The sequence below is a fragment of the Mesorhizobium sp. M1004 genome (assembly GCF_040318795.1).
Taxonomy (GTDB): Bacteria; Pseudomonadota; Alphaproteobacteria; order Rhizobiales; family Rhizobiaceae; genus Mesorhizobium.
Genome location: NZ_JAMYNB010000015.1, coordinates 69,055 through 95,992, shown reverse-complemented (window position 1 = coordinate 95,992; position 26,938 = coordinate 69,055). Strand labels below are relative to the sequence as shown.

At 57.8% G+C, this 26,938-nt stretch carries 16 protein-coding genes and 5 pseudogenes; 10 read left to right on the top strand and 11 right to left on the bottom strand.

Features of this window, described 5'->3' with window-relative positions:
* The first annotated feature begins 41 nt into the window (after positions 1 to 41).
* Positions 42 to 3,725 (top strand): poly-gamma-glutamate hydrolase family protein, encoded by a 3,684-nt coding sequence (locus NKH54_RS26680; RefSeq protein WP_353029334.1) that lies wholly within the window; start codon positions 42 to 44, stop codon positions 3,723 to 3,725.
* A 760-nt stretch (positions 3,726 to 4,485) separates the two neighbouring features.
* Here NKH54_RS26680 and NKH54_RS32555 read toward each other — a convergent pair.
* Positions 4,486 to 4,621: pseudogene (locus NKH54_RS32555) on the bottom strand (IS110 family transposase); the annotation flags it as partial.
* A 3-nt stretch (positions 4,622 to 4,624) separates the two neighbouring features.
* On the opposite strand from NKH54_RS32555, the pseudogene NKH54_RS26675 reads away from it, so the two are divergent.
* Positions 4,625 to 5,348 (top strand): annotated as a pseudogene (locus tag NKH54_RS26675) (IS110 family transposase); the annotation flags it as partial.
* A gap of 85 nt (positions 5,349 to 5,433) precedes the next feature.
* On the opposite strand, the gene NKH54_RS26670 reads toward NKH54_RS26675, so the two are convergent.
* Positions 5,434 to 6,306 (bottom strand): DUF4365 domain-containing protein, encoded by an 873-nt coding sequence (locus NKH54_RS26670; RefSeq protein WP_353029333.1) that lies wholly within the window; start codon positions 6,304 to 6,306, stop codon positions 5,434 to 5,436.
* 357 nt (positions 6,307 to 6,663) lie between these two features.
* Here NKH54_RS26670 and NKH54_RS26665 point away from each other — a divergent pair, with 357 nt between their 5' ends.
* Entirely contained in the window at positions 6,664 to 7,674 is a 1,011-nt protein-coding gene (locus NKH54_RS26665) for a PIN domain-containing protein (RefSeq protein ID WP_353029332.1), read from the top strand.
* 487 nt (positions 7,675 to 8,161) lie between these two features.
* Complete coding sequence (locus NKH54_RS26660) at positions 8,162 to 8,878, top strand: hypothetical protein (protein WP_023697161.1); 717 nt, start codon at positions 8,162 to 8,164, stop codon at positions 8,876 to 8,878.
* 416 nt (positions 8,879 to 9,294) lie between these two features.
* On the opposite strand, the gene NKH54_RS26655 is transcribed toward NKH54_RS26660, so the two are convergent.
* Together NKH54_RS26655 and NKH54_RS26650 are read right to left on the bottom strand one after the other, a co-directional pair.
* Positions 9,295 to 10,149, bottom strand: coding sequence for a hypothetical protein (locus NKH54_RS26655; RefSeq protein WP_353029331.1), 855 nt, complete (start codon positions 10,147 to 10,149; stop codon positions 9,295 to 9,297).
* Positions 10,150 to 10,178: 29 nt separating this feature from the next.
* Entirely contained in the window at positions 10,179 to 11,138 is a 960-nt protein-coding gene (locus tag NKH54_RS26650; RefSeq protein ID WP_352904605.1) for a DUF2971 domain-containing protein, read from the bottom strand.
* Between the two features lie 446 nt (positions 11,139 to 11,584).
* On the opposite strand from NKH54_RS26650, the gene NKH54_RS26645 reads away from it, so the two are divergent.
* Positions 11,585 to 11,866: a sunset domain-containing protein gene (locus tag NKH54_RS26645; RefSeq protein WP_353029330.1), complete on the top strand. Its 282-nt coding sequence runs from the start codon at positions 11,585 to 11,587 to the stop codon at positions 11,864 to 11,866.
* A 65-nt stretch (positions 11,867 to 11,931) separates the two neighbouring features.
* Positions 11,932 to 12,210, top strand: a complete 279-nt coding sequence (locus NKH54_RS26640) for a hypothetical protein (protein WP_353029329.1) — start codon at positions 11,932 to 11,934, stop codon at positions 12,208 to 12,210.
* A 743-nt stretch (positions 12,211 to 12,953) separates the two neighbouring features.
* On the opposite strand, the gene NKH54_RS26635 is transcribed toward NKH54_RS26640, so the two are convergent.
* Complete coding sequence (locus NKH54_RS26635) at positions 12,954 to 13,835, bottom strand: hypothetical protein (protein ID WP_352764149.1); 882 nt, start codon at positions 13,833 to 13,835, stop codon at positions 12,954 to 12,956.
* Between the two features lie 101 nt (positions 13,836 to 13,936).
* Here NKH54_RS26635 and NKH54_RS26630 point away from each other — a divergent pair, with 101 nt between their 5' ends.
* Positions 13,937 to 18,301, top strand: coding sequence for an NACHT domain-containing protein (locus tag NKH54_RS26630; protein WP_353029328.1), 4,365 nt, complete (start codon positions 13,937 to 13,939; stop codon positions 18,299 to 18,301).
* 202 nt (positions 18,302 to 18,503) lie between these two features.
* Here the strand turns inward: NKH54_RS26630 and NKH54_RS26625 are convergent, their stop codons facing one another.
* Together NKH54_RS26625 and NKH54_RS26620 are read right to left on the bottom strand one after the other, a co-directional pair.
* Positions 18,504 to 19,703: an IS256 family transposase gene (locus NKH54_RS26625; RefSeq protein WP_353029327.1), complete on the bottom strand. Its 1,200-nt coding sequence runs from the start codon at positions 19,701 to 19,703 to the stop codon at positions 18,504 to 18,506.
* A 487-nt stretch (positions 19,704 to 20,190) separates the two neighbouring features.
* Complete coding sequence (locus NKH54_RS26620; protein ID WP_352538816.1) at positions 20,191 to 20,364, bottom strand: hypothetical protein; 174 nt, start codon at positions 20,362 to 20,364, stop codon at positions 20,191 to 20,193.
* Between the two features lie 203 nt (positions 20,365 to 20,567).
* Between NKH54_RS26620 and NKH54_RS26615 the strand changes: the two genes are divergently transcribed.
* Both NKH54_RS26615 and NKH54_RS26610 read left to right on the top strand, forming a co-directional pair.
* A complete protein-coding gene (locus NKH54_RS26615; RefSeq protein WP_353029326.1) occupies positions 20,568 to 20,987 on the top strand; it encodes a hypothetical protein in 420 nt (139 codons plus the stop codon).
* 501 nt (positions 20,988 to 21,488) lie between these two features.
* Positions 21,489 to 21,764: pseudogene (locus NKH54_RS26610) on the top strand (transposase); the annotation flags it as partial.
* Positions 21,765 to 22,027: 263 nt separating this feature from the next.
* On the opposite strand, the pseudogene NKH54_RS26605 reads toward NKH54_RS26610, so the two are convergent.
* Positions 22,028 to 23,141 (bottom strand): annotated as a pseudogene (locus NKH54_RS26605) (IS110 family RNA-guided transposase).
* Between the two features lie 122 nt (positions 23,142 to 23,263).
* Here NKH54_RS26605 and NKH54_RS26600 point away from each other — a divergent pair.
* Positions 23,264 to 24,343, top strand: a pseudogene (locus NKH54_RS26600) (IS5 family transposase); the annotation flags it as partial.
* A gap of 365 nt (positions 24,344 to 24,708) precedes the next feature.
* Here NKH54_RS26600 and NKH54_RS26595 read toward each other — a convergent pair.
* From NKH54_RS26595 to NKH54_RS26585, 3 genes are read right to left on the bottom strand one after another with little or no spacing between them, the layout of a single operon-like run.
* Positions 24,709 to 25,110, bottom strand: coding sequence for a ubiquitination-like system serine protease family protein (locus NKH54_RS26595; protein ID WP_353029325.1), 402 nt, complete (start codon positions 25,108 to 25,110; stop codon positions 24,709 to 24,711).
* Positions 25,110 to 26,297, bottom strand: a complete 1,188-nt coding sequence (locus NKH54_RS26590; RefSeq protein ID WP_353029324.1) for a ThiF family adenylyltransferase — start codon at positions 26,295 to 26,297, stop codon at positions 25,110 to 25,112. Before NKH54_RS26590 ends, NKH54_RS26595 begins: the two co-directional genes overlap by 1 nt.
* Complete coding sequence (locus NKH54_RS26585) at positions 26,272 to 26,928, bottom strand: multiubiquitin domain-containing protein (RefSeq protein ID WP_032898264.1); 657 nt, start codon at positions 26,926 to 26,928, stop codon at positions 26,272 to 26,274. Before NKH54_RS26585 ends, NKH54_RS26590 begins: the two co-directional genes overlap by 26 nt.
* Positions 26,929 to 26,938: the final 10 nt, after the last annotated feature.

The window sequence follows — 26,938 nt, the reverse complement described above, 5'->3', positions numbered from 1 at the left end:
TCCCTGTGGCGGCGCCATTGTCAGGTTGAGGCCCTAACTGCATGAACCTCGACGAATACGAAAAGACGCATCTATCAACGTACGATGAGTTCGCGCGAACAGTTCGATTCATCCTGGAAAATGCGTTGCGCGCCGATAGAAACCTCCCTCGGCCTCAATCTGTTCAGTGTCGCGCAAAAGATGTCGGGAGCCTTCGTCGGCGTCTCGTCGAGGCAAACGACCTGGATACGCAGACGCTTGAGGTCGACCGACGCGATCTCGCCGGCGCTCGGCTCATCTTCTATACGAACAACGACGTTGACCGCTTCTTGGCGTCATCGCTAGTCCGCGACAACTTCGAAATCGAGGAAGATTCGACCAAAATCCATCACCCCACTCCTGAGAACGAGGAGGCCCGATATCGCGCTGTGCACTACACGATCAAGCTTCGCGAGGATCGTGTACGCCTCCCTGAATACGCAAAGTTTGCTGGCCTGCGCTGCGAGATTCAAGTCCAGACGATCTTGAACCATGCCTGGTCAGAAACCTCTCACGATATTCTCTACAAGGACAAGCTAGGCAACGGCGGCTACGGCGGAGAAGCGATGAAGGCAATCGCCAGCCGGTTTGAACGGATTATGGACAAGTATCTGATTCCGGCTGGCTTTGAGATTCAGAAGGCGCAGCAGGAGTACGAGCGTCTCCTGCAGGGCAAGAGCCTTTTCGACCAGGACATCGCGACGCTGCTCGACGGCGCACAGAATAACAATGAACGGTATGAGATTCTTTCCAGCCTGAGGGACTATGCGATTCCGAATTATGACGACTTATCGGTCGCTTACGAAGGGCTCAAAGGTCCGTTATTTCGAGCAGTGCAAGCCGCGCGCGCAACCGGATCCATTCCCATAGAAACAACCTACGGAAGAATGGAGGGCTTTCCACCGGCCGCGGTGACGACACTCGTTTTGGAAATAATAGAGCGGTTGCGCTATGCCGACGTGGTCGGAGCGTTACAGCTGCTTATCGATATTTATCGGGACGAGTCGGCGGAAGACATTCGTCAGGCAATTTTGAACGCCGTCAAGCGCCTGGCTGAATACAATATCGATGCCTTTAACCAGGTGGGGCCGATGCTCCAGATGGCGCTTGTGGACCACCTTGCCGGGATGAGCAGTGCTGAACTAGATAGCATTCGGCCGGTCGCACTAACTGTTTGGACCGAGGCGGTCCAATCCGACATCACAGGCGCCAAGTGGAAAGCCGATTCCGTGGTCCTTAGCAATGGTGCGGTGCCAGCGTCCGACCAGCTGACGTGGGTCCGCGACAAGGCAATGAAGGGTCTTTTCGCGGCCTACGAACGATCCACTGACGACACGCAAAAGCGCAGTGTGCTCGACGCGTTGGACGCGGCTACCAGAGTTCCTAGTCAGGGCCAGTCTTCTAACGACCTGCTGGCCATTACCCTCAAGGACGCAACGCGTATTGTCGAGTTTGTGACAGCACTGGCTAACTCAGAAAGCTACGAGCTGCTTCAGCACCTCGAACACCAGTTTCTTTATGACTACCGGCGAACCCGGCCCTTGGCGGATGACCCGGGGAACCGATTCAACTGTCGAAGCCAAGCCGCCGCGCTCATAGCCGCTATCCTGAAGTTCCGCGATGCCATCAACGCAGACGATCGGTTCCGGCAGTACAAAGTTTTGGTCGGATTTGAATCTGTCCACCCTGAGCATTGGGTGGACGAGGAATTCGACTATGAGAAAGCCGACGAGTTTCGAAAGCGGGAGGCAGACGGCTACATCGACGCGATCAACGATGCAAACGAGAACCAGTGGTTCGACCTGTTGGCGCGCTGCGCAGAAACCAAGTCGACCGATCTGGCGACCTTCCCCGTTTTCGGAAATTTCCTCAGCAATTTGGCCGAGCGAAAGCCCTCTGTGGCTGACAGAATCTTGGCGAGGGCGTCCGATGACCTGCGCCGCTTTCTCCCAGGGTTCCTTAATGGGCTGTCGCGGAGTGGGAGCAACGAGATTTATGCAAATGTCTTGGAGCGGGAATTGGTGTCCGGCACTATGCTATCAGGCATAGCGCGCCATCTTCGCTATTCGGACGTTAGCAATCCCGATTTCGCGGGACGCCTATTGATCCACGCTATTGATGCGATGGACTCGGTGGCAGTGAGCGAATGCCTGCTGTTAGCGTTGGAACACTACGGGACCGAGCGCATCACAGACTCCGACAGTTTCTTACGCGACGCCTTGGCATTCCTTAGCGAGCGCAAAGATGTCCGATGGGTATCGGAGGCGTGGTTTCTCCGAAAGTCCGCAAAGGTCTACAGCGAGATCACCCCGCAACGAAGAGCGCAAATCCTCGATAACTTGGGTTATGTCCGCAAAGTGGACTACCAGGCGGAGGCCATTCTCACTCGGCTGGCCGAAAGTCAGCCGGAGGCAATCTGGGACTATTTTGGCGCCCGCTTGGCCAAAGACCCTGGCAACGACGAAGGCGAAGGTCCCTTCGAGGGAGTTCCATTCCGTTTCCACGGTTTGGAAAAGGTGCTCTCAAGATACCCCGAACTTGCTATCCGAAAGGGTCTGGCTTGGTTCGCAGGCGATCGGAGACTGTTTCAGTTTCGGGGAGGCCGCCTGCTTAGTAGCGCCTTCCCTCATTGCCCCCCGGAGTTCGCTGCTGCGCTTTCTGAACTGGTAATGGCAGGCGGTGACTTGGAGGCGGGCTTCGCTCTTGCGATCCTGCGAAACTACCACGGGGAAATCTCCACACACGCTGTCTTGAAAGAGATTGTGTCACGGTTCCCGGACGATGATCGCAAAATGAGTGAGATACGAGCTGTAGTCGACAGCACTGGAGTGGTTTCTGGCTCGTTGGGCTTCGCCGACGCGTGGCGAGTTAGGAGAGATTCGCTGTTGGAATGGCTGTCGGACGAGCGTCCACCGGTCAAGGCATTTGCCGAGAAGCACATTGCCGAACTCAACCTGCGAATCGCGTCGGAACATCGCAGAGCCGAGTCGGACAGCGAGATGCGCAGCAGGGACTATGAGGACGAAGACGATAGTCGTGCGCCTGACGGCGATGCCGTAGACGCAACGAACGTTGAACACGGCCCCGCAGCTTCGGAAGCGACTTCATCACCGACAAATCCGGAAGGACCGAAAGACAAATACCAATCTTACGCAGCCCTTGCCGCGGGCGAGGTGGAAGGTGTCGACTACAGAAGGCGCGTCACGGAAAGGCCTTCATCAGTTCTCATCGCTGCGCCCCATGGCGGAACGATCGAGCCAGGTACGTCTGAAATTGCCGCCGCGCTAGCGGCCGGTGACCTATCACTCTACTGCTTCGAGGGCCTGATCCCGAACCGTCAACACACGGACCTTCATATTGAATCGCATCTATTCGATGAACCGGAATGTCTGCGCCTTGCGGCGGTAGCCGACCTCGTAGTCACAGTGCATGGTCGAAGGGATGGAGGAGACGTACAGACCGTTTGGATTGGTGGTCTCGATCACCAATTACGAGACGCCGCTGCCAAAAGTCTGCAGGACGCCGGATTCCGCGCGGTCACTCAGGGGCATCGTCTGCCAGGGGAAGAACAGACCAACATTTGCAATCGGGGACGTCGCGGGTGCGGAGTACAAGTTGAAGTCCCAAGGACACTTCGGGATTCGCTGACGGCGGATTCTCAGGCGTTGGCGAGGTTTGCCGGAGCAATCCGGGCAGCCGTCGTATAACCTCAATTACCCCTAGCAAGTCGCCTGAAGCGACGGCCGAGCCGACGCGCATTTAAGAACGCTTGTCGCTTCTCAAACCAGCGCAGCCCCTTCCTCTTTCCGGCCCGGCGCTTTGCCGCAGCGAGAACCAGCAAGGTGACGCGAGCACCCCCTCAGGGCGAGTCAACCCGCCTAGGTCGAACCGCAGTTTGACAGTGGGCGTGGTCGTTTCAGTTTTTAGCGCAATGTGGAAAAGTGGGAGCGGAGGCAATGGGTTGGCCATATTTCGCACATTGCTTCACTGAATAGCAATGTGTAATGGAGGTGAAAAAATTGATTTAAAACAACTGCCCAACCGCAGCACAATGTGCGGCCTTTTATCCTGCCATCTTAATCGGTTGTGTTTTGAGATACTTTGTAGCCATCGTCGTTCCTCCTTCCGTCTACGATAATACACGACTCTATTCTCTGCGCTACGATTCCGTTTTTGAGCGTCGAGTTCCGATGCGCCGTGCAATCTTCCGCGCTCTGCGACGGGATGTTTGGCTGCACCAATGCAGCGCTCGAACCGTCGTGTACTTTTCCATCGGACTGACGGAGCATCGTCACAGGCATCGAGCGGCGGTCCGGCCGTCTGTCGATCGGCGCGGCCGCAGGCAGGATAACGTGCGTTCCGTCGTTCATGGTCTGCATCGGTCCTCATCCGCCGGAGCGGATCTCCTTGTTCAGAGGGCGCCCGTCACCGTGCGGCCACCATGCGTTTCATTTGTCGCCGCACCGCTCATCGATGCGCGCCCAGCAGCTTGCGGTCCTTGACATGAGCGCGCTGCGCGGCGGCGCCCTCACCCGCGGCCCGATCGCCGACAGAACGTGCCGTCGCTCCACATGGCGTGCATGATCACCGCCAGCTTGCGCGAACGATGGAATTCTTTTGTGGACTGGGACGTGGCGATGGACGAGACGGCTGTATGCGTCGTCGACGACGAGGGCGCGGTGCATTTGGAGGCGGCGGTGGTGATCGATCCAGAGGCGCTGTTTGCGGTGCTGAAGCCATTTCTGGCGCGCCTGCGCCGCGTCCGCCACGAAGCCGGCTCGCTGTCGCCGTGGCTGCATCCGGAGCTCAAGAAACTCGGCATGCCGGCGATCTGTCTTGAGACACAACATGCGCGCCGCAATGTCGGCGGAGCGCAACAAGACAGACAAGGCCGATGCGCTCGGCATCGCCCACATCATGCGCACCGGCTGGTTCCGCCAGGCCTACATCAAGTCGGAAAGCTGCTACCGAACACGGCTTCTGCTGACCCACCGGCGCAATCTGAAGGCCAAGTTTCTCGACCTGGAGAACGCCATCCGTCACTCGCTGAAGTCGTTTGGCATCCGCCTGGGCAAGGTCGGACGCGGGGCTATCGATCTGGCGGTGCGCCAGGCTGTGGCGGACAGTCCGCTGTCGAGCGAGCTGATGGACGCCATGCTGTCGGCACGCGCGGCGCCTGGAAACAGTATTGCCGGCTGCACGATCTCGTCGTCAAAATGGTGGCGCGTAGCGAGCCATGCCGGCGCTTCATGGCCACCCCCGGCGTCGGCCCGGTGACGGCGCTCTCGTTTATGACGGCGATCGACGATCCGACGCGCGCTCTACGAAGCGGCATCCGGTTTAAACAAGGGAGCTATCGAGATGGCGATCACAAGTAGGCTCCAGAGCCGACGGGGCCTTCCTTCCTAGGGGCCTTTATTCTTGGTCTGAGCTATTGTGAAGCCACTCTTCGTAATCCGGGTCATATTCGATTTCAGACTCATCCGGCTCGGGCCTCTCAGGCACACCTTCTGCAAAGAACTTTTCAAGCCGTAGAAACTCCAGCGCCTCTTGACGCAACTGCACGTCTAGCGTGACTGACTGCACCTCTTCCGGTGCGGCTGAATCTTCCTGTTCATCGGCCAATTCCCAGGTGAGCCAGGGAAAGACCCTGCGCATGATGTCATCAGGGTCGTGAGAGGGGTACATGATATCGATCTCGATGATCTCGGTGGGGTCTTCCAGGATGAACATTGGGTTTCTCATACCAAGGGATTTGTTCACCCAATCTTCCCATTGCAAAACAGCCGGGCGGTCGATGAAATTTCGCATGAGCTTGGCATCGAGGCTGAATATGAGCCGCAGAATGGCTTCTGGATCGCTTGTTACGGAGTTTTCGAAATTCCACTTCGCGCTCTCATCCAGCGTATTAGCCTCCGGTATATCCATCGCCCAGCCCTTTTTGGTTTCCTGACGCCTATTGGCGTCTACCTTTTGCCAGATGATCAGCCCCGTCTCAGGGTTGTGGAGAATGACGAAAACCGGAACGTTGTGATTCAGCCAGTACCGCAGGAGGCGAGATTCGCCGCGAAAGATGTAATTGCCCCCCTTTTTCTCGCGGAAATACGAGGCGCCGGACTTGATCTGGAGTTTGAGAATTTTGCCGTTCGGGTGTCCAAAGTCGGCTTGTTCCACCTCCGCATCAATCCCGAAGTCGGCAACCGGTTGCGGGCGAAACACCCAACCGAATGTGTTGAGAAATATCGCCTCGACCGCGTTGACGCCGGACTGACCTTTGAGGATGGACATGAGCAGCCTACAGATAAGGGCTTGCCCCCCCTATGACGTTCGTTTTTGGCTAGGACAAGCGGCCAAAGATGGGCCTGAGAGCTCGCCTCTGCCTCCGTTTCTGGACACGGTGAGCTTGTTCCAATCCAGCATTCCCCCGAAGCTGGCTAGCCGTCACCGAGGTAACCATGAAAGTGACCGCTTCCCGATGTTGGACTCTTCCGTGCGACCTTGGCCGCGTGTACGGAATGAGCGATTAGAACCCAGCCCCGGCAACAGCGCAAATAAAAAGGCCGCTTTGCATGAAGTCTCCTAAAAAAGACGCTGACGAAGAGCGGATGAAGACCAGGCACGTTTTCCTGGATACGCAGGTTTATCATGCCCTGGGCCATAGCCCCCGCCAACCCGGCGCTGCAACAATTGCGGGCGTTGGTGGAGGCGGGTCGCGTCGTACTCCACATCACCGACATCACCATTGCCGAGGTCGCCCGGCAAATCCATGACAAGGTGAACAGCAAAAATCGTGAATTGCGAGCCCTCGAAAAGGAGCTGGCTATTTGGAGAAAACGAGCACCAAAGGGTTTTCCAAAAGGCAATTTCGACTTCGATACCAAGGAAGTGACCTTATCCCTACAGCAGCAGTTCAATCAATTCATCCTCACGGACTGCGATGCCAAGCATCATCCCGCATCGCACCAGAAGGCCGAAGCCGTCTTAATCGACTACTTCCACCGCCGGCCGCCTTTCACCAGCCACAACAGTAAAGAGTTTCCAGACGCCTTTGCGTTAAAGGCTCTCGCGGATTGGTGCACCGAAAAGGACAGCCATATGTACATCGTCACCGAGGACAAGGCGTTTGCGAATGCCGCTCTGGCTAAGCCTGAATTGTTCTTGCACCTCAGCTCAATACACAAGGTTTTGGGAGCCGCAGCCGACTTAGGAGAGGAAGGCGAACAGGCGGCCGAGCAAGCCATGAACCAGTCCGATTTTGACACCACCTTCGAGAAAAAGTTGGACATTGAGTTAAAGGATGCGCGAGTCGTTTACATGGGCGATTTGGCTGATGGTAACGCCTTCGACCCCCGGTTGCTTCAAATCTTCAGTGTTGAATATGAGACCACCGTAGCCTTGAGCGACAAGCTTGTCGTTGCGACCATGGTCGTCGAAGTCGAGGTTGAAGTGGACTTGGAGTACGAAGACCGCAGCGAGGGTGGGTACGACAGCGAAGAGGGTGTTTGGCATGGTGCCCAAACTGCCACAACCGCACTGGCCGAGCCTGTTAAGGTGCTCGTTCTTGTTGAGATTGAGCGAAATAGCGGGAAGGTGCGGGCCGCCAAGCTTATCAAACGAGAGATCTATTTTTACCACTCGGTGTACGACTACCGGTAAGAGCCGCTTCAGTGATCCCACAGGGCGGCGTAGCACGTCACTTCTGAGATAGAGCTTCGCTTTTCGTTGAGTTGGATGCGGCAGTCGGATGCCAGTTTACATGGTACGCGCGGTAATGCAGCATATTGGTTCCAGTCCGAGCAGCGGGCACGCCATCGCCATATTCACATAGACCATGGAGCCGTCGGCGACTGGCAGAGTTCGCGCCATCTGATTGCGGACATTATTCGCGGTGTTGGCAACCCTGTGGACTTTCGGGGATGCGATGGTGAATTCGCCATCAGGCAGATCGTGAACGCATGGAATGGCTTTTCCGCCTGAACCGCTCAACCAACGCCCGGATGCACTTGCGGGAAAATGGCTGCCGATTGTGTCGACACACCGCTACGGCATTGCGAAGCCATCAATCTTCGTCCTGACAAAACCGCATTGTAGATTTCCCGTTCGTTCTCTATCTCTCTTGCAGTGCCTTGCGGGGGATGAGCACATGGCAGAGCCCATAGATTTCGATAACTTACCGGAGAATCCGTTCCAGGCGTTCGTCATCCTCGTGGGGTTGTTCGATGAGCAGCTTGCCGAGGACATCCGAGGCAACGAGGAGGGTGACACCCGCCTCGCCCTTATCAGTCACATGAACAAGATTACCGGTGCCGCGAGGGCGCTGCATATCGAGGCGCTGAGAGATTGGGAGCTGCCCGACTACGACAACACGTACAACGTCCACCGCGAATTCGACCTTGCCACCAAGAGCATCGTCCTGCAAATCCAGATTCAGAAGGCCCGCATCGGTGCCATCTACTCGGTCGAGCTGGACGCTGCCACCAAGGCTCGCATCCACAACCTCGTCAATGAAATCCGCCAGTTGGTTGAAGCCGCCGACCTTGAAGTCGGCAAAAAGAACTCGCTATTTTCCAATCTCAACGCGTTCGACGCGGACGTTGACCGCGCGCGGACGCGGTTCGACAACGGGATGCTGATGGGCATCTCCATCGCCGACCTCATCAACAAAGGCGCCAACGCCTTGAAACCAGCCAACGAGCTGCTGAAGCGTATCAATGAGCTTCTTGGCGGTGCGAAGACCAAGGAAGCCGCCCCAGAGAAGCTGCCGTCCCCGGACGACATCAAACGCGTCGAAAAGCCAAGGAAGCAAATCCAGGACTTCAGGCGCGCAAGCCGAGAGCTGGATGACGAAATTCCATTCTGACGGCTTGCAGGCTGATTCCCCTCCAGTTCCTCGCTCCGGGCCTGCACCTGCGCTCGCATCTTCGCCTGGTCGCCGTTGTACACGTTGAAGGCTGCGAACAGCTTCATCACGTCCTCCTCCAGTTCGGTGCCGCGGTGGACGCTCGGCATCAGAACCTCAGAAAGAGATCGGAGCGCTGCCATCAGGGTTTCGCGATCGGCCGGAGCCATCTCGGGTTTCGCCGACAGATTCAGCCCCACGCTCCCCGCTACTGCCAGCGCCTGTTCCGTGGCGGTGATCCACGACTGCACTGACGCAAGTCCTCCACCAGCCGTTCCGCCAGCGCCACTGCCTCGTCCGCCGTAGCGGGCGGAGCGACGGTAATGAGGGCGCCAGGTTGCGAGCAAGTCAGCCTCGATACCGTCGCCGATGCCAGCTTAGGCTTGCCCGATGGTGAGGCCGACCTTACTCGCTTCCGACCTAAGCATCTTCATGAGGGAGGGATTTGGCAGTTCAGTGACCTCTACCAGCGTAAAGTCACCTCCATCCGAAGTGACACTCATCCGCTGGAATTTTTCTGTCATAATGCGATCGATAAAGCCCTGAATACGGGCAGGAGCATCTGGTCCATTGCCCTGTATGCCTAACGTGTAGGTCTGCGGAGAAATATTCCCAGCCTTGCCGAACCTAAAAGCTGCCGCGCGAGTGAACCCCTGCTCAGGCCTTTCGAGCGCGCTGACCCGGTTTAGAATTGCATCGAGCTGATTCTGAAAGATCTTCTCTGCAGGCGTGGCCGACTGTGCGAACTCCACTTTCCCGCGAGAAAATGTGACCGGGTTGTCCACCTCGTACCCATCGGCCAGCACTGCCTCAATAGCCATCTTGAGCGCGCCCTGAGCAAGCTCTAGGTCTTTAGGTCTTTTCCGGGAAAAGCTGAGTGTGCGGAATGACGCAATATCGAAGGGAATAGGCTGGTTTTCCAGGCGCATGTGGATAATGGGCTTCTGGGTCATGTGCCGGATCCCGATTTCATAAAAGGCGTTCGGGTTCAGAGTTGTTAAATCAGCCACAACCAATTCAGCGTCCAGCAGGGCGGTGATGACCTGGGCATCAATGCGGCCTGGTTCTGCGATCTTGTCCGCCCGCTTCACCTCAAACTCAGGGAAATGCTCGGCAAAAACCGGTTCAACGATGCCCTCAAGGAACCAGTCCGCGTGAATTCTTTCGTCGCTATCATCGCCACCAATCGGCCCGACTACAAAGCAAAGCTTTTTCGCTTCTTTCTTGGCCATAATCCCCCCTGGTCACTATCCGCCGATGTCTACTGCCTGAGAGGTATTGTTGAGCAAACGACCTTCTTGTCAGCATCTGGCACGCCTGCCTCTTCCAAAAGCGCGACCGTCGCCTCCCGCAGTTGGTCAGGAAACTCGGTTGGGCCGATGATTATGCGATCGACTAGCTTGGGCAGCTCCGCACCAACAAATCCCTCCTCCGGGTAGTCCTTGAAAGGAATGCTGTATACGACTTGCGGCACCCCCCGTATTAGCTCGATGCTCTTCACGAGCTTGTGCTCTGTCGAAAACCGCGGGTCGAAAATGACGCGCCACTCGCGCTCCTCTTTGAAGCCGGGGTGCTTGGTGCAAAGAACCGCAAAACGGAATGCATTAAACAGCGAGTTGATAAGCGCTTGCCGGCCATTTGCCTTAAGCATGTCTTGGTGGGTTTTAATCCCATCCGTCACCCGATTGAATTGCGTTACGAACCCCCGCTCATCGAGATACGCTACCGGCGATGACACGGCGCCGAGAACCGTACTGGATGAATAGAACGCCTCTGGATTTAAGACCACAGCCACGCCAGAAGGCCCGCCGTAGGCTCGCCACATTGAGAGGCGTCCGAGATCGTCTTCATCGCTGTCATGCTCCGAGAGACAGCTTATGTAAGTTTCCCTTCCGAAAAGGGGAACCCAGCCCCTGAGAAGGTCGGCTATTTCCTGGGAAATGCCTTCAAACAGGCCATCGATAGTTTGCCGAAACCGATCGCCGTCAGGACTGTCCCAGGCGTTCGCTAAACAGCTGCTTCCGTGTTCGATTTCCATAAAGTCGTTCATCACCTTCGCGTTGCGAAGCCGCATTCTGTTGGACCTCACGATGTGAAAAGCGGTCTCGGCGCTGCAGTAATGAACAAAGCGAGATTTCTTCGTCATGGCGACCATGTACTGGTCGACGGCGTGAGGGTGGAAAATTCCGAAATTAAGAAGCTCTTCTGGCGTTATCCGCATATCAGTACCTGTCTGCGTCGGTGTCCGCTCTGGTGCCTCATTGCCGGATCGCACCCGGTAATCTTTCAGATCCTTACCGGGCTCGAAATGCCACCGGAAGGCCTCCTCTGCCTTTTTTTCCCACCCTGGCCCGTCCGGCCCTTCTTTTTGTGGGCAGTCCAGTACTTGAACTGCGGCACCGAACGCCGTGGTTTGGCGGTGTCATCGGCGGGGCCAGCTTGCTTGACTTTTAGCTCCGCAAGGTTCTTTTCACGCTCTGCTATCTGCTCAATTTCTGGACTGACTCTAAGCCGAAACAGTCGCATCCTTCATTCGGGGTGAGAGGGCGTGGGGAAAATCCAGCATCATATCGGTGCCGACCTGGCTGACCAGCGGCGCAAGAACGCCAAGAAGCGGCGGCGCGGCTTATGGCGGCTTGAGGATCTGTTTGCACGGTACCCGTAGCCGTGGTCGTCTCGCAGAACCCCGGCATCATCGGCGCGACGCCCAGCCTCATGCAGCTTACCGACGAAGTTGGTGACGATACATCTCCAAACGCCTCTCTATTGTCCACGGGTGCGGGATGCACGATCAAGGGCAACATCAGCATCAACACCGGCGAGCACATCTACCATGTACCCGGACAGCAACACTACTCCGAGACAAAAATCAGCCCGCAGTATGGTGAGCGATGGTTCTGCAGCGAAGCAGAGGCGCGGGCGGCCGGATGGCGCCGAGCAAAGCGATAGTAATAAATTCGGATTTCTCCGCGACCGCCAAATTTTGAAACGACGACCAGCCATCACAGGTTGCGATGCTCATCTTCTCCCGACGTACGCTGCAATCCGTCATTGATACGGTCTCTGGTCACACACCGGATTCGCAGTTGCGTTCCCTTATCAACGCGGTGGAGAAACCGAACAAGAACGGGATACCTGGAGTCTGGGAGCTTTACCTTTTGGCCGGCCATATTCTGGCGCACAACGCCAAGGTTGAGCCAACGCTCGCCAACGGGAAGAAGCCTGTCGCTATGGCGAGAGATCTACCGGGATTGACGCCCAGTGAAACCAAGACTGCCGCAGCGGCGTCTTGACCGACTGCCCGCCGGCTGTCTGTTCGACATCGTTTCATAGCGACCACCAAGCCAGCGCCAGCACGACGCCCGCGGCAAGGGTGAAGGCGAGGAAATGTATCATGCGGCATCGTCTGGCCTTCCGCCCGGCAAGACCGTGAGCCGCGGTTTGGCTTTGCCGGGCAGGATCCCCACGCCTATCGTGCCTGCGACTAGATGCTGCAGGCGCGGGATATGCGAGATGTCAGCGACGGCGGTGAAGGAGCGCGCGCACATACTCCGATTCTTATCGCTTGGGAGGCCCAAAGCGCATGACGCCTAACAGGAATGTCATTAGCGGTTGAAACGAGTTGGATCTGAACACGGCACGCCGGCCCTCCTCCGACTTGAACTCCACATTCGGATGTCAATTAAGATTATCCGATGGGAAATTCTGAGAACCCAGCCTCCTGCGCGAGCGCGCGCAATTTGGCTGGAGGAGCCAGACAAAAAGTTCGAAAAGCTTCCAAGAACCCCAGTCGATGGTCAATTGTAGAACCGTCTGACTGTCCTCCTAGGGGTCGACAGCGGTCAGTCCGCTTATGGGAGCGGATGGCGGAAGGCTGCGGTTCGGCTCTCGACCGCATTGCCGCCGCTCCTGCGCTCCGGTAGGACTGCTTTTAGCCCTTAGCGGACTTGTGTCTCGGCTTTCCTGGTAAGCCTGCACCGCGGATGGCCAGTGGATGCCGCAAGCTGCCAATCCGCCTTAATTTCGTAACTCCGACTCAGTCGCTTTCTACAACGTAGTGCTTCCTAATCTCTTTTTCTTCGTAGAGATCATCACTAACCATCGCCACGATGATGGCGGCGACGGCAAAGCACAGATCAACGTCGGCCTTAGCAATCGGCTCTGTTTTCGTGTTGTGAGCGATAGCGTTTCTGAGTTTTTCGCACTTGTCGAAACCGTTCTTAACGTCTCCCCATATCTTCACTTTATCGAGGCCGCCGACAGATGGTGGCATGTTCGCCTTTATGATCGCCTGCAGTTTCTGCATCAGTCGGATGTCAGGTTTGATCCGCTGATCGTCGGATTGCCCCTTGTTGAGTTTCTCACGCTCCGATTCAACGAAGCTGTCGAGTGCCGAAAAATATGAGAAAAATGCCTGCTTGAGCTTTCCCTCTTCCTCGAACGCGAAACCTTCGGCAATCGCTTCCGCAGCATATCCGATACGACTGCTTTCTCCGGAGTAGGAGGCCACGATGAAATTGAAGCGCACATCCATGTTCATTTCCATGGAAGTACCAGACAAGCTTCCCCTGACCAGTGCTCGGCACCCAAAGCGGTCTGCCATCTGGAGTTCCAAGGCAAGCTTCCCTGTGCTTTCAGAAGTTGCTTTCGGTAGCTCATATTCGGGATCATCGTGCGGGTCATCGTCAACGAAGTACCCATAGTCGTCCAGTATCAAACTATGGATGAAAATCGCTTCGTCCGAGAGATCGAACTCGTGCCAGACTGGGTAGTCCTTATCGGTTCCCCCGTCGTACGGGATGAAATCGAAGTCGGGAAGGAGTTCAGTGGTCCTATAGACGCGCTTGACCTCGGAGGCCTCCAATTTAAGGCAAACACTGAGCTTGTCCTGGCTCAACGCCTCCGTCAGCTTACTCATGAATTCGACCTCGAATCTTGCAGAGCATTCATATCCAGATTCTGCAGATCACGTCGTCTGCGTGAGTACAACCATCAATGACTGAAACCCATGGGGGATTTATGACCACTTCCGCCGGCCAAAAACCAAGCTTGATGGACTTTGCTCGCGCAAAAACTTTGTTGGCGGCTCGACTTCGCAAACTCGAAGCGACCGGCACGAGTGGATTTGAAGGTCTCATGCGAGACGTCCTGTCAGAAACCACAGGTCAGCTGTTCAGGTTGGCCAAATCAGGCCCGCAGGCAGGATCCGATGTCCGGACGATCGAGCACAATACATTTCGCGTCGGTCTGGAAGCCAAAAGATATGGCGCGAAAACACGGCTTAGCCTTGATCAGATGAAGGCAAAGGTCGTCGACTCCGCTCTTCAAAGCGACCCTGTCGATCTATGGATACTGGCTGCCTCGCGGGAGATCCCGGTCACCGATATCGAAGCGCTCCGAGACATCGGAAACCGCCTGGGAGTAGCTGTGCTGGTCCTCGATTGGCCAAGCCACAAAGACTCGCTTCCCGACTTGGCGGTCCTTTGCCTTGAAGCGCCAGTCGCCATGGCGCGCCACTTTGGGAACGACCGATCTCTGCGGGACGTGGTCAGAGCAATTGGATCCCACCCGGATTTCGCAAAGTCTCGCGAGAGGGTCCGCCAAAGGCTGCTGGACGCCGATATCGGATATGCGGCAGCTGTGAGCGCCATGAAGACCTGGATTGAGGTTGGTTTGTCCAATCCCATGAACGCGGCATCACGTCTTGGCGGGAGCTTTAACAATCTGCATGACCCTGCCGTGAGGAAAGTCTTACGGCCATCGCTGAACGAACAGCTCGACAAATGGCTCATCAGCGGTCGACCTGCGGTTCTGCTCGGCGATGAAGGCATGGGGAAAACCTGGTCCTTCTTGTCCTGGTGGGCAGCGAATTCCGCAGACGGCCGTAATCTGCCTCTGTCGGTTTTCGTCTCGGCCAATGACGTCCGGGACGACAACGCCGAGGAGCTGCTGGCCAAGGTTCTAGCCAGACGGCTCGGCCATGGCGATGCGACGTTCTGGCTACGCAGAGTTGGGCTCTGGCAGCGCGCCGATTTCGCCGGTCAGCAGTTCATTCTGGTCGTCGATGGACTGAACCAGAATTGGCGAAAACGCGATTGGTCGGATTTCCTGCAACCGCTCTACGACGAGCGCTGGAAAGGTCGCTTTGCCGTTCTGACCAGCTGCTGGCCAGACCATTGGGCCGATCTGCACAGGCTGGCGCCGTTGGCTCCCCGTCCGGATGAAATTCGTGTTGGTCCCTTCAGCAACGACGAGCTGAAAGCGCTGTTGAAGTTGCACGCGGTGGAGGGTGAGGCGTTTGGAGATCGGATGCTGGATCTTATGAAGGTGCCGCGTCTCTCCCAGTTGGCTATCGAACGGCGTGAGGCCCTCGCGCCAACAGGCGACATAACGCCCGAGCGGCTCGCATACGAAGATTGGAAGCACAGGGTAGGTCGGCGCGGAGCAGCGCTGGCGATTTCCGATGAGGAATTCCGAGATTTCATCCGCGATCTCGGCAGCGGCGTGAAGGTTTCGCTCGATGACGCAATGTTCACCCGCGTTGATCTGGTTACGAAACTGGGCCGGGAGAGCGGCAAGGGCCAGGACGACCTTCGCGAAACCGTGGCGGAGCTGATCGCCGGGCGTTGGCTGGAAGCAGGTGACGGTCCTCATCGGTTTAAACTCCGCAAGGAGCTTACGCCTTTCGTGCTCGGCCTAATATTGGCGGCTGAACTGAGAGGCCTGGGCGATGAAGGCGAGGCCGCTGCCATCATCGCCACGTTCGTAGATCCCTACAAGGGGCAACGGCTCGGCGTTTCGATCCTGCGAGCGACAGCAACAATCGCGCTCCTGGACGGGCTTGTCGGCCGGCCTGCTCGGCGTGCCATCGTTCATCGGTGGGTAGCCGAACAAAACTTCTCTCAGGTGGACTATGATGCTTTCTGGCGTTTGATCGGCCTGGATTTGGAACTTTTTTGCCAGATTGCTGAGGAGACCTGGCTCGCCCGGTCCGGCAACAGATCGATGGATGAAATCCTTATCAAGGGACTGGCACGAGCCCATTCCTTCGCAGAGATCGCGCCACGCCTCGTCAGGCAGGTGACGATCTGGCTGGGATGGCTCTGGGCAGACCCAGACGACGGACGCTTCCTTGGTAAGATTGATCCGAACTCCGAGCGATCGGTCACAAATCGCAAGCGAACTCATGACAACCTGAAACGATGGAATGACTCGCCGATATCGTCGACCTGCCCGACCGTTGAACTGGTGGCCACGGGCGACGTGAGTTGGCTCGCTCACCGGGTGTTCGGGATTCTTTCGTTCCTGCCGCTGCAGGCATTCACTGACGCGTTCCTGGCCTGGGCAATCAGCCGGGCAATCATGGCCACCGCCAATCATTTCGAGGAGCTGGCCTGGGTCTTGCGCCTGGGCGGCGGCAAATCTGGCGATTTTCATGCCGCGCTGCTGAAAGCCGTGGACGAACTGACCGCAACAGGTGATGACATTGCGCTAACTGGCGGGCAATGGCTTCTGGAGGCTTTTGGAGACGCTGTCGCCGGGACGCACTTGGCTGCGTTAGTAAAGGACAAATCACCTACACTATTTGCAGACCGCGCGGATACCCAAAGTCCGCTTGATCCGAACGCATGCGTAGCGAACCATGATGCCAAGTTCGCAGGCGACCAGCTTTGGCTGCTCGGGCGCCAGTCGAGTGATGACGACAATCGTTTTGAGCGCCTAAAAGCTATGTTGGCCCGCACAGACCCAAATCTCCTGCAACAAATCGTTCGCTTGGCGGCCCTGAGCGCCCCGGGGCGAAACGAACTCGAATTGCAACGTCTTGTGGCCGAGGCCAACCGACTTTCGCTACTGTATAGACAGGAGGAGAGACTTCTAATCGCCGATGCCATCAAGGATTTGATCGACGCCTCGGCCATCGCCAAGGACGATGATCTTCCTTGGTGGCGAGCACGCGAGCTGGAATTGCGTCTTTGGGACCTCGAACCGGAACAACTGCTGGATAGAGTGCTCGACGATTGTCTGAAGCTGCCGATCCTCGCCAGGATCGAGAAAGTGCTGCTGCGTTGTGGACAATCAGCCATACGATCGCGCCTTTCCAGATTCCCGCTAACCGGTCCTCGCGATGACGTGCTCAGCGGGCTTCTGCTCCTGGGCGCCATAGCTGATGAAGAGGCTCTGGATGGTTGGTCAGATTTGGCGCCACTTGTCAGCAGCGTGGACGCAGAAATACGCGGCGCCGCTTTCGAACTGGCACCAGAGACACGCGACACTCAGGTGCTGCAGGCGATCGCCGATAGCGGATGGAAAGCTGCGGAAGCGAAGAACCTCAAAGACCGCTGCCGGGGATCATTGGCGTTGCTGGCTGCAAGCGAGATTCTGCAACGCCCGGAACTGATGGAAGAGGCGGATCCCGAAATCTGGGCCGTCATGCTTCAACGAAATCCTGAAGACCCGGTCGCGCTGCAAAAATATCATGACTTCGTTCGCGGTGCCTTCGATAGGCTGGATCAAAAGGGAGGCTCCTGGTCCTACCCGAGATATTGGGCAAACCACGACCTGCCGATGACCATCTTGATTGCGAAGCAAGGGGCGAGCCTCGTGGCCTGGTTGAACGCTTGGCTCGACGAGCGTAACCACATTTCGAACGTTGATACGCTCGATGAATTTCCTCTCATTGCCCTGTGTGAGGGACTCATTCGATCCTTGCCCGCGGCTGGCATTCCGTTGTGGCGGAAGTTGAATGACGCAAGGGACCGAGGCATCATAAAGAACCCTCGGATAACCCTGTTGCCAGTTGAGGCGCCAGCATGCGCTGCCGGAGATGAAGGACGCCGGGAGGCTCTTGACCTCTGCACGACTGACAATGTGTTGCTTGACATGGCGAGGGCCGCCATCCAGCACGGCCAATCGAGCTGGCTTGAGGCCACCATCCGAGATGACGAGGCCAGTGGCGATGCGGCCCGGATCGCGCGGGCTTATACGCTCCTGGGTTTCTGCGATCTGACACCCGCATTCGAAAAGATATGGACCGAGTTCGAGGCGAGGAAGCCACGAACAGGCTGGCTGGCCGAGGTTTACGCGACTGGCAGTGATCACTATCGTCGAAACAGATGGGCGCGCGAGTGGTATCGACGCTACCTACACGCCGCTGATCAAGCGACCGCATTTGCCGCCCACGAAGTTCTCGCGAAGACGATCGACGGGCGAGGCAACCTTTGGATCAAGGGTAAGGATATTGAGCTGCTCACGACTCCGGTCGGGCGACACTGGGACACGAACCTGACCGTGCTGAACCAAGCCATCAAGAGCAGAAGCGAAACCCTTCAGGATAGGCTTTATGGCGCGAGAATCATGAGGCAGACCCAATCGCCTTGGCTCTGACGGGGATTCGACACCGAGCAAACCTGTTGGCAATGCGAATTCGAAGCGCTTGAACCAGCCGAGTATGTAAGTTGGGTTTCCGCGCAAGCTCGGTGATTAGATAAAAAGCAACCTTCTCGGCGGCGTCGCCCGAGATCGTGTCCCAGGGAGTGGTGTAGCTGACGGCTTAGTCGCCGCGCTCTCCGGGATGGGGCCGGGCTGATCAGCGTGCCACGGCTGGCAGGCTGATCAGAGGATCATCGCTCATTTGGCTGATGGTTTCCAGCGTCATGTATCTGGCGCGCTGCACGGCCCATTCGTCGTTCTGTTCGAGCAGGATCGCGCCAACCAGGCGGACGATGGCGTCATCATTTGGGAAGATGCCGACGACCTCGGTGCGCCGCTTGATCTCGCCGTTGAGGCGCTCGATCGGGTTGGTCGAGTGCAGCTTGGCGCGGTGCTCCTTGGGGAAAGTCATGTAGGCAAGCACGTCGGGCTCGGCGTCGTCCATGATTGTCGCCAGCTTCGGCACCTTCGGCCGGATCTGGTCGGCGACGGCGCGCCATTGCGTGCTTGCAGCCCCGGGCGTTTCCTGGGCGAAGGCGGTGGCGATGAAAGCGGAGACGACGCGGCGCCCGCTCTTGCCGGCATGGGCCAGCACGTTCCTCATGAAGTGGACGCGGCACCTCTGCCATGTCGCGCACAGCACCTTGGTGACGGCCGCCTTGATGCCTTCATGGGCATCGGAGACGACGAGCTTGACGCCGCGCAGGCCACGGCGGGTCAGCTTGCGCAGGAACTCCGTCCAGATCGGCTCGGCCTCAGACGTGCCGACCTCCATGCCCAGAACCTCGCGCCGGCCGTCCGCATTGACGCCGACGGCGATGATGACGGCGACGCAGACGATGCGGCCGCCGCGGCGCACCTTCAGGTAGGTGGCGTCGATCCACAGATATGGCCAATCGCCCTCGATGGGTCTTTCAAGGAACGCTTTGACCTTGCCGTCGATCTCTTCGCAGAGCCGCGAGACCTGGCTTTTGGAGATGCCGCTCATGCCCATGGCCTTGACCAGGTCATCGACCGAGCGGGTCGAGATACCCTGGACGCAGGCCTCATGGATGACGGCGGTCAGCGCCTTCTCGGCCATGCGGCGCGGTTCAAGGAAACCGGGGAAGTAGGAACCCTTCCTGAGCTTGGGGATGCGCAGCTCGACCGTGCCGGCCCGCGTCTCCCAGTCGCGCTCGCGATAGCCGTTGCGCTGGGCCGTGCGCAACGGGTTCTTCTCGCCATAGGCGGCGCCGGTGGCGGCCCCAACCTCCAGCTCCATCAGCCGCTCGGCGGCAAAGCCGATCATCTCGCGCAAGAGATCGGAATCCGGAGTCTTCTCCACGAGCGCGCGCAGGTTCATTATGTCGTCGGTCATCGATGGTTCCTTCGAATCAGGTTGGTGTCAGCAACCCGACCTTACCGGCGAACTGCCGATGACCACCGCAAAGCCGCCCGCTCGCTACAGCGCTATCGAGAGCGCGCTCGCGAGCGGCTTCGCTACCGCAGAGCTACACCACCTGTGGGGACGCGACCTCGCCCGAAACTGCCAGTCCGTTTTCGACCTCTTATCGACCATCATCGATGATCAGCGGCGAAGGCAGCTTCCGGCCAAAGAGCAGTCTGCCAGAATGGCCGGGATGAGGCGCAGAGCTGTCGTTCAAAAGGTAGCACGCTTGGAAGTTCGTGCTGACGCGCTATCTGGCGCATGTGCCAGAAGTCGATGCCTTCAAAGCTATCCAAAAACCGAATCTAGTGTCCTATTTTGTCCATAAGCAACCGCAATTCGGGCTGAGGCGCGACCCAGAAAGTTCGAAAAGCTTCCAGGAACCCCAGCCGAATAGCCGTAGAGCCGGCTCAAGCGTTCAGCGGCTGACGCTGAAATGGAAGCCGTAGCCCTCCTGCCCTTTTTTCACAGCGCGTGACGGGATGAGGCCGCTTTGCAGATCGGAATTCAGCGGCGCCGAGACAAGCTGCCCTGCCAGGCCGGGAAAGTAACGGGACTCTTCCTGCGGCGAAGCGCACTGCCAGTCAGGCATGGGGATGCACTTGTGCCTCCTGGCGAGTGTGAGGCCGCAGGAGCGAGGCATTTCAGCGCGGCGGGGGCCGCCGGATCTGGCCCCGCAGTGCTGGAGCAAAGCAAAGGCCGGTTTGAGACGATTCCGGGGATTTCTACGAGGCTGCTCGCGACGCCGGCATTGAGTTCTACCAGCTCCTGAGCGGCATACGCGACCAAACCCGGTTGAGTGTCACCGCAGGGAGGTTCCACGAGTGGGACAAACAGCTGCGGGACTGGCTGGTCCGCGAATTACGAAACTGGCATCGAGGGGATACGGCAGCTGCGAAGGTCTGGTCAGCGGATTTCGCCAAGATTGCAGATCTCCTGGAAAGTTTCGGCTGGAAAGTCCGAAGCACGGACTACTTCAAGACGCTCGATGCGTGCCGGTTGGTGGTCAACGTCTACAAGCACGGCGCCGGAAAATCGCTGGATGACCTGAAGAAAACCTGCTCCAAGTATCTAGACGATCCGCTCAAAGGCACTCGGCCGCCGTGGTCAGAGAAACTGCTGAACCACACGCACCTCAAGGTGAGCGATGACCAGTTCCAGACGTTCTCAGACGCGATTGTCGCGTTCTGGCGCGACGTCCCGGCAATGCCGTAGGTGGCAGCAACAGGTTCCTGATTGGTTTGAAAGGCCATTCTCAGTGATCGCGCCCAACGATAAGCATGCCAAGGTTTTACCCTCGCATATATCTTCGCTCCCGCTCCCGGCCATAAATTCTGCCACATATCTGCATTGCCGGGAAAGGTGCCATGCGTAACGCATTGGTCGATGGGCGAAGATTCCGCCCGCAAGCGGGTTTCGGGTTTCGGGGGCTCTTGCCCGCATTGCGGTACAGACATGATCCCGCGCGCGGCAGCGTCTGGGTTTGGCATTAGGCCAATAAACGAACACGTCGTTGGGTCAGCAGACACCTATCTGGTCGGCCGTGAACTATCCGCAAGCTGTTGATCTAGCATGTTGATTGAGGCGGATAGCGGCCTTTGGATTGCAGGATTAGCGGTTTATGGGGGCTGTTTTCCTGCAATTCGTTTTGCGATTCCCTTGTGCTGCGGAGCGTGATTCACTTGGTTCGGCGGCGGCGAATCGAGGGGACGGCGAATGTCCAGGCCACGCGAGAAGCGCGAGACGGGAAAGCAGGATCTGTTCCGCTCCAGGCTCGATCAGATCATCAATATGAAGCACGAGCTGGTGCGGCTGGCGCAGGCGATCGACTGGCCGGTGCTGGAGGAGCGTTTCGGCGCCGTCTATTCGGACGGCCCCGGCATGCCGCCGCTGCCGACCCGGCTGATGGCGGGGCTGGCGATCCTCAAACACACTTTCAACGTGTCGGATGAGGTGCTGTGCGAGCGCTGGGTGGAGAACCCCTTATATCAGGATTGAGCGCAAGGCTTTTCTACATCTGATTGCTCCTGGCAAGTGTGGCCGAGACTGGAACTCCATTGATCGCGAAGAGTTCGCGCAACCTTATATCCGGTCGGTGATTGGTCACCCGCACCAAAATCCCTCATGCAGGGAGTATGAGTTCTAGGAAGGACAGGACCAATCTACTAAAGCGGCCAGGTAAAGACCCGGTGCCATGGGTTCTCACGGTCACTATCCGTCATGGTCACGGCAAAGTTGATCTTCGCTCCTTCTGATTATGCCTTGAATATCGCACCGTCTGGCACCAGCCCTGTTTCGAGATAGCGCCAAAGGGCAACCACGAGCTTACGGGCAACCGCCACAATGATAATGCGGCGCATAACGCCCCTTCGAACCGCTCGTGCGCTGCTTGAACCAGCCGGCGAGAGCGCTCTGGGGTTGATACCGCAGCCACAACCAGGCCAGTTCGATGCTCGTCGTTCGCGCCCAGGGATTGCCTGCTTTGCTGATACCCTGATCGTGATCCATGCTGCCGCTCTGGAATGGACTCGGCGTCAAGCCAAGGTAGCTGGCGAGGCTGCGACGATTCTGGAACCGGCGATAGAACACCTCCCTCGCCAGAACCGTTGCGATCTGGTAACCGATCCCTTTCAACTGGGCTAATCGTTGAATGCGATCCTCCTTCGGTGGAGCCGATCCTTCAGAGCATGCTTCGGCGCTGGCGATCGTATCTCGCTGTGCGTCGATTTCCTTGAGCATGGCATCGACCAAAGCCAGTCGTCGGCAATGCCGGCCGATCTCGGCGCGGAGCAACGGAGGAAGTACCCGTCCGTCACCGGTGATCATAGCGTCAAGCTGTTGAGGCCAGTCCTTACGATTGGGCGAGAAGGTATAGATGCCTTGGGTCGACAACAGGCCCTTGATGCGCCCTATGTGCTGAATGCGCTCCTTCATAAGAAACTGCCGCTCGCGATGCAGGCGTTTGGCATCCTCTTCGCCGGTCGAAGGAACCTTAACGATGGTGCAGACCTTCGGTTCTCCACGCCAGAATGCCATCAAAACGCAAACCAGCTTCTCGGCATCGAGGCGATCGGTTTTGGCACGCCTCGCTTTGCGACTGACCATGAAACTCGCGGGATCGAGCACAAGGTTCGTCACTCCGCGCGCCTCAAGCAAACGATGCAACCAGAAGTCATCATACCCGGCCTCGTAGCATGACACGATCTCGGGCTTTCGCCCGATCATGCGGGAAACCTTCTCGATGGCATGATCGACTATCTCGAACAGTTGTTGAGTGTCCCCAGAAGGTATCTTTCGGAGAGATATCTTGTCCGAGAGCGGGGTAAGGAGACCTACCAGCCAATTTGTCCGGCTGAGCTCGATTGCCATAAAGCATGTGTTCGTTATCCGTAACGGACTGCACCGATGGATTGGCGGTCATGGATATCCTCCTGTCTTTCGCCGAGAGAGGGAGCAAAGCTGCCCCAGCCGCAGGACCCCTGCATAGGATCTACTTCCAGTACCTTTGCGGCGAGGAATTCTTCTGCCACGCGCTGCCGTTCGATCGCTCGTCGATGACGCGCTGGCGCGGCCGCATGGGCGAGGAGCGGATCATGGCGCTGTTGCAGGAGAGCCTCAGCCTTGCGGTCAAGACCGGGGCGATGAAGCCGGCCGACACGCGCCAGGTGATCGTCGACACCACCGTGCAGCCGAAGAACGTCATGTTCCCGACCGACGCCAAGCTCATTCACCGGGCGCGTGAACGGCTGGTGCGGCTGGCCAGGAAGACGGGGCTCAATTTGCGCCAGAGCTATGTGCGGGTCGGCAAGCTGGCGCTGATCAAGCACCAGCGCTATGCCCACGCCAAGCAGTTCAAGCGGGCCAACAAGGCGCTGCGCAGGCTCAAGACCTATCTCGGCCGGACCATTCGCGACATCGGTCGCCGGATTGCCGGCGATGCGGGGCTGGACGCGCTCTTCAAATGGCCGCTCTACCAGGCCGCCACCGTTCTCGAGCAGCGTCAGCGTCAGCGCGGCCGCAAGATCTACAGCCTGCACGCGCACGAGGTGGAATGCATCGGCAAGGGCAAGGCGCACATGCCCTACGAGTTCGGCGTCAAGGCCTCGGTGGCCACCACGCTGAAGCGCTCCAAGGGCGGCCAATTCGCCCTGCATGCAAAAGCACTGCCCGGCAATCCCTATGACGGCCACACGCTGGCAAGCGTCATCCCCGATATCGAAGAGACCATCGGCAACGAGATCGGCCGCATCCTTGCCGACGCCGGCTATCGCGGCCACAACGCACCCCAGAGCCACAGGTTCAGGGTCGTCACCAGCGGCCAGAAACGCCGCGTCACCCCGGCAATCAAACGCCAGATGCGGCGGCGGTCGGCGGTCGAGCCGGTGATCGGCCACATCAAGGCCGAGCACCGCATGGGCCGCAACTACCTCGCCGGCCAGCAGGGCGACGCCGTCAACGCCATCCTGGCCGCCGCCGGCTACAACTTCTCCCTCCTGCTCAGGTGGCTGAAGGGTTTTTTGTCGCTCTTGATCGCTCTCTTCCAACTCCGGCCCAAGCCGGTCGCCGCTTAGCGGCTGGATTGTTCACGGTCGACTATCTGTTCGGCCGGTCAGACCGCCAAATTTGGTTCATTCAGAATTGGATGGGTACCGACCAAAATGAATCCCTAATCGACCGACTTCACAGAAAACGAAGCGATCTCCGGCCCTGACGAGCGAGTTTCGGCGTTGTCCGGGTGCTCCTGGATGAAAGATCGGGCTTCGCGCCTCATTTGGACAACGCCGCCAGGTAACCGTTTCCCTGAAACCTGCCCTTCATTCAGATTTGCAACATCAACGACTACCGGCTTCCTAGACCTACTTGGAGCCAATCGGAGGACAGCCGTGTCGGCGCCAGCCCGACCGCAAATTGCGGCCGACCCCATGGCAAACGTTGATTAGCCAATGAACTTGATCCACAGGCGCTTGAACCATGCGACGATGGCCCTGAGCCCCTTCGGCTGGGCGCCGCGCTTGAGCAGACGGTCATGGACGCGGCCCGCTTCGATCTGCGCGCGAGACATCTTGCCGGCCCATTGGATGCGGCCGCTTTTAATGATGTAGTGCGAGCCACAAGGGAAGTCGTGATTGCCGATCGACGGCCATATCGAGGCTCCCTCGTCTTCCATAATGAGGTCATATTCAATCGGAACGAGCGGTGTTGAAACCTCCTCGCCGCACCCACACGCGCAATTATGCAGCGCGACGTGGCATTCGCGCGACACGTAAAGGACACCGTCTTCCAGTTGTTCCGGAATGTCTTCGACGAAGACCGTTGTAAGACAATCCACCCGAGCCATCATGTCACCCGGTTTGTGATATTGTTGCCCTCGATCATGTATGTCGCGTTCCTTTCGTTGCGCTCATCACGATAGAAGGTCAGCCAGCGTTTCCAGCGCATGACCGCCATAATCGCGTTCAAAGAATTGAGTTCGGCGATCTGGATTTCGGTTCCGTACACATCGGCCTCTTCGTCGTCGTCACCGAACGACAGATGGGTAGCCACTTCCGCCCACGGCATGCCAGGGGCAATAAACGTTGCCCTTGCGCAACCGTCGAGCGTGTTGTCGTCCAGCCCTATACCTATGCCAGTGTCGACGAATGCAATGCCCAGGCGAACCAGCCCTTCGGCAATCACGCGCCGCGACGATCCCTTATCAACGCAGACAAATACGAAGTCAAAGGCTGAAAATTCGTCAATGTTGTCAGCCGTAACTCGAGTGGTGTGCGGCTTCACGCCCTTGTGCATGCGCGCGTAGAGCGCAGCGTAATAATCTACCTTGCGGGGGAAATTCTTCGCTAGCACCAGTTCGGGAGCACCAGGCGAACGGAAAAGATTGTGGTTGAGAAGCTGGTCGTCATCGTAGATGTGGATCTCGGCAACACGGGTCTTGGCGGCGAGGTCGAGCAGATAGGCACCGGTTCCGCCGAGGCCGATGATCGCGATGCTGCCCCTGAGTTTGCGGTTGGCGGCGAGTATTCCGTAGCGGACTGACGCAGAATCGGGAATCGCGAAGGGACTATCGTCCTCCGCACTGGCCAACGTGACGCCTGTACGCGCGTTGGCGGTCTTGTCGTGAGACCGCGCAGCAGCACCGAGGTGAGACTCATAGGTGACAACCTTGTCGTAAATGTTGGCATACTGGCCGGTGCCTTCTGGCTTCGACGAGAAATAATGGTGGACCTTGATGTCCGACCCCACAGTCGCTTCCTGACTATTATGGATGATATTTGTCATTGGCGTGCCATCGCGATGGCAAGGCGTCTCGCCGGCGAACCACATGGTGTGGTCCGTCAGTGGAGTCGAGGTCAGGCCTTCCGTATCCAGCGACAGAGTGCAGACAAGTGTGCCTCGACCAAGCGACATGTCCCGCTTCACATAGGGCACGCTGTGAACGAGGAGGACGAGGTCGCGCATCTCAAGCTCAAACCCCTCGTCCAGCAGTTGCTTCAGATGTGGATCACGACTTATCAGATCGGCGGACATTGAAGACCATCCCATTCTTGACTTCGATCTTTTCGCCCTCCACCAGATCACCTTCCGCGCCGTGTACACCTTTCAGGTAAGTTATCGTGTACTTGAATTTCTCGAAGTCGGCGTCAGGGTAGGCGAGAAGTGCAACCTCACGATAGCTGAGCTTTTTCTTGGGCACCGTACGCGGTCGCCCGTTGACTTTGATGACCACCGTCTTCGCTTCGCGGCTGCGGATGCGCTCGACTCCCTGTCCGCCCAGAGTCACCTCGCCATCAGCGGGAATGACCGCGTCGCCGGCGCTGTCCAGGATTAGCTCGAGTTCCTCATCGATGCTGGCGTAACGGTAGATGTCAGCTGCGGAGAGTTTGGCCGCCCCCCATTCCCAGCCGCGCTCGTTGACGGTGAGGGAGAAGGTCCGATCACCTTCGAATGAAAGGAACTCAGGCTGCGGCATCTGTCGCAGGTCGGTCGGCTCCTCAAGCCCGATCGAACGCGTCGACCCGTCCGCAATCTGGATGAGAATATAACCGCTAGCTGGATTGAGCCCGCCGATGGTGCGGACCTCGCGACCTGAGATTATGGCGTCATTGGTGGCGATCACGCGACCATCCAGCTTATATGTAAAGTTCGTTACGTCAGGCATTGAACCCTCC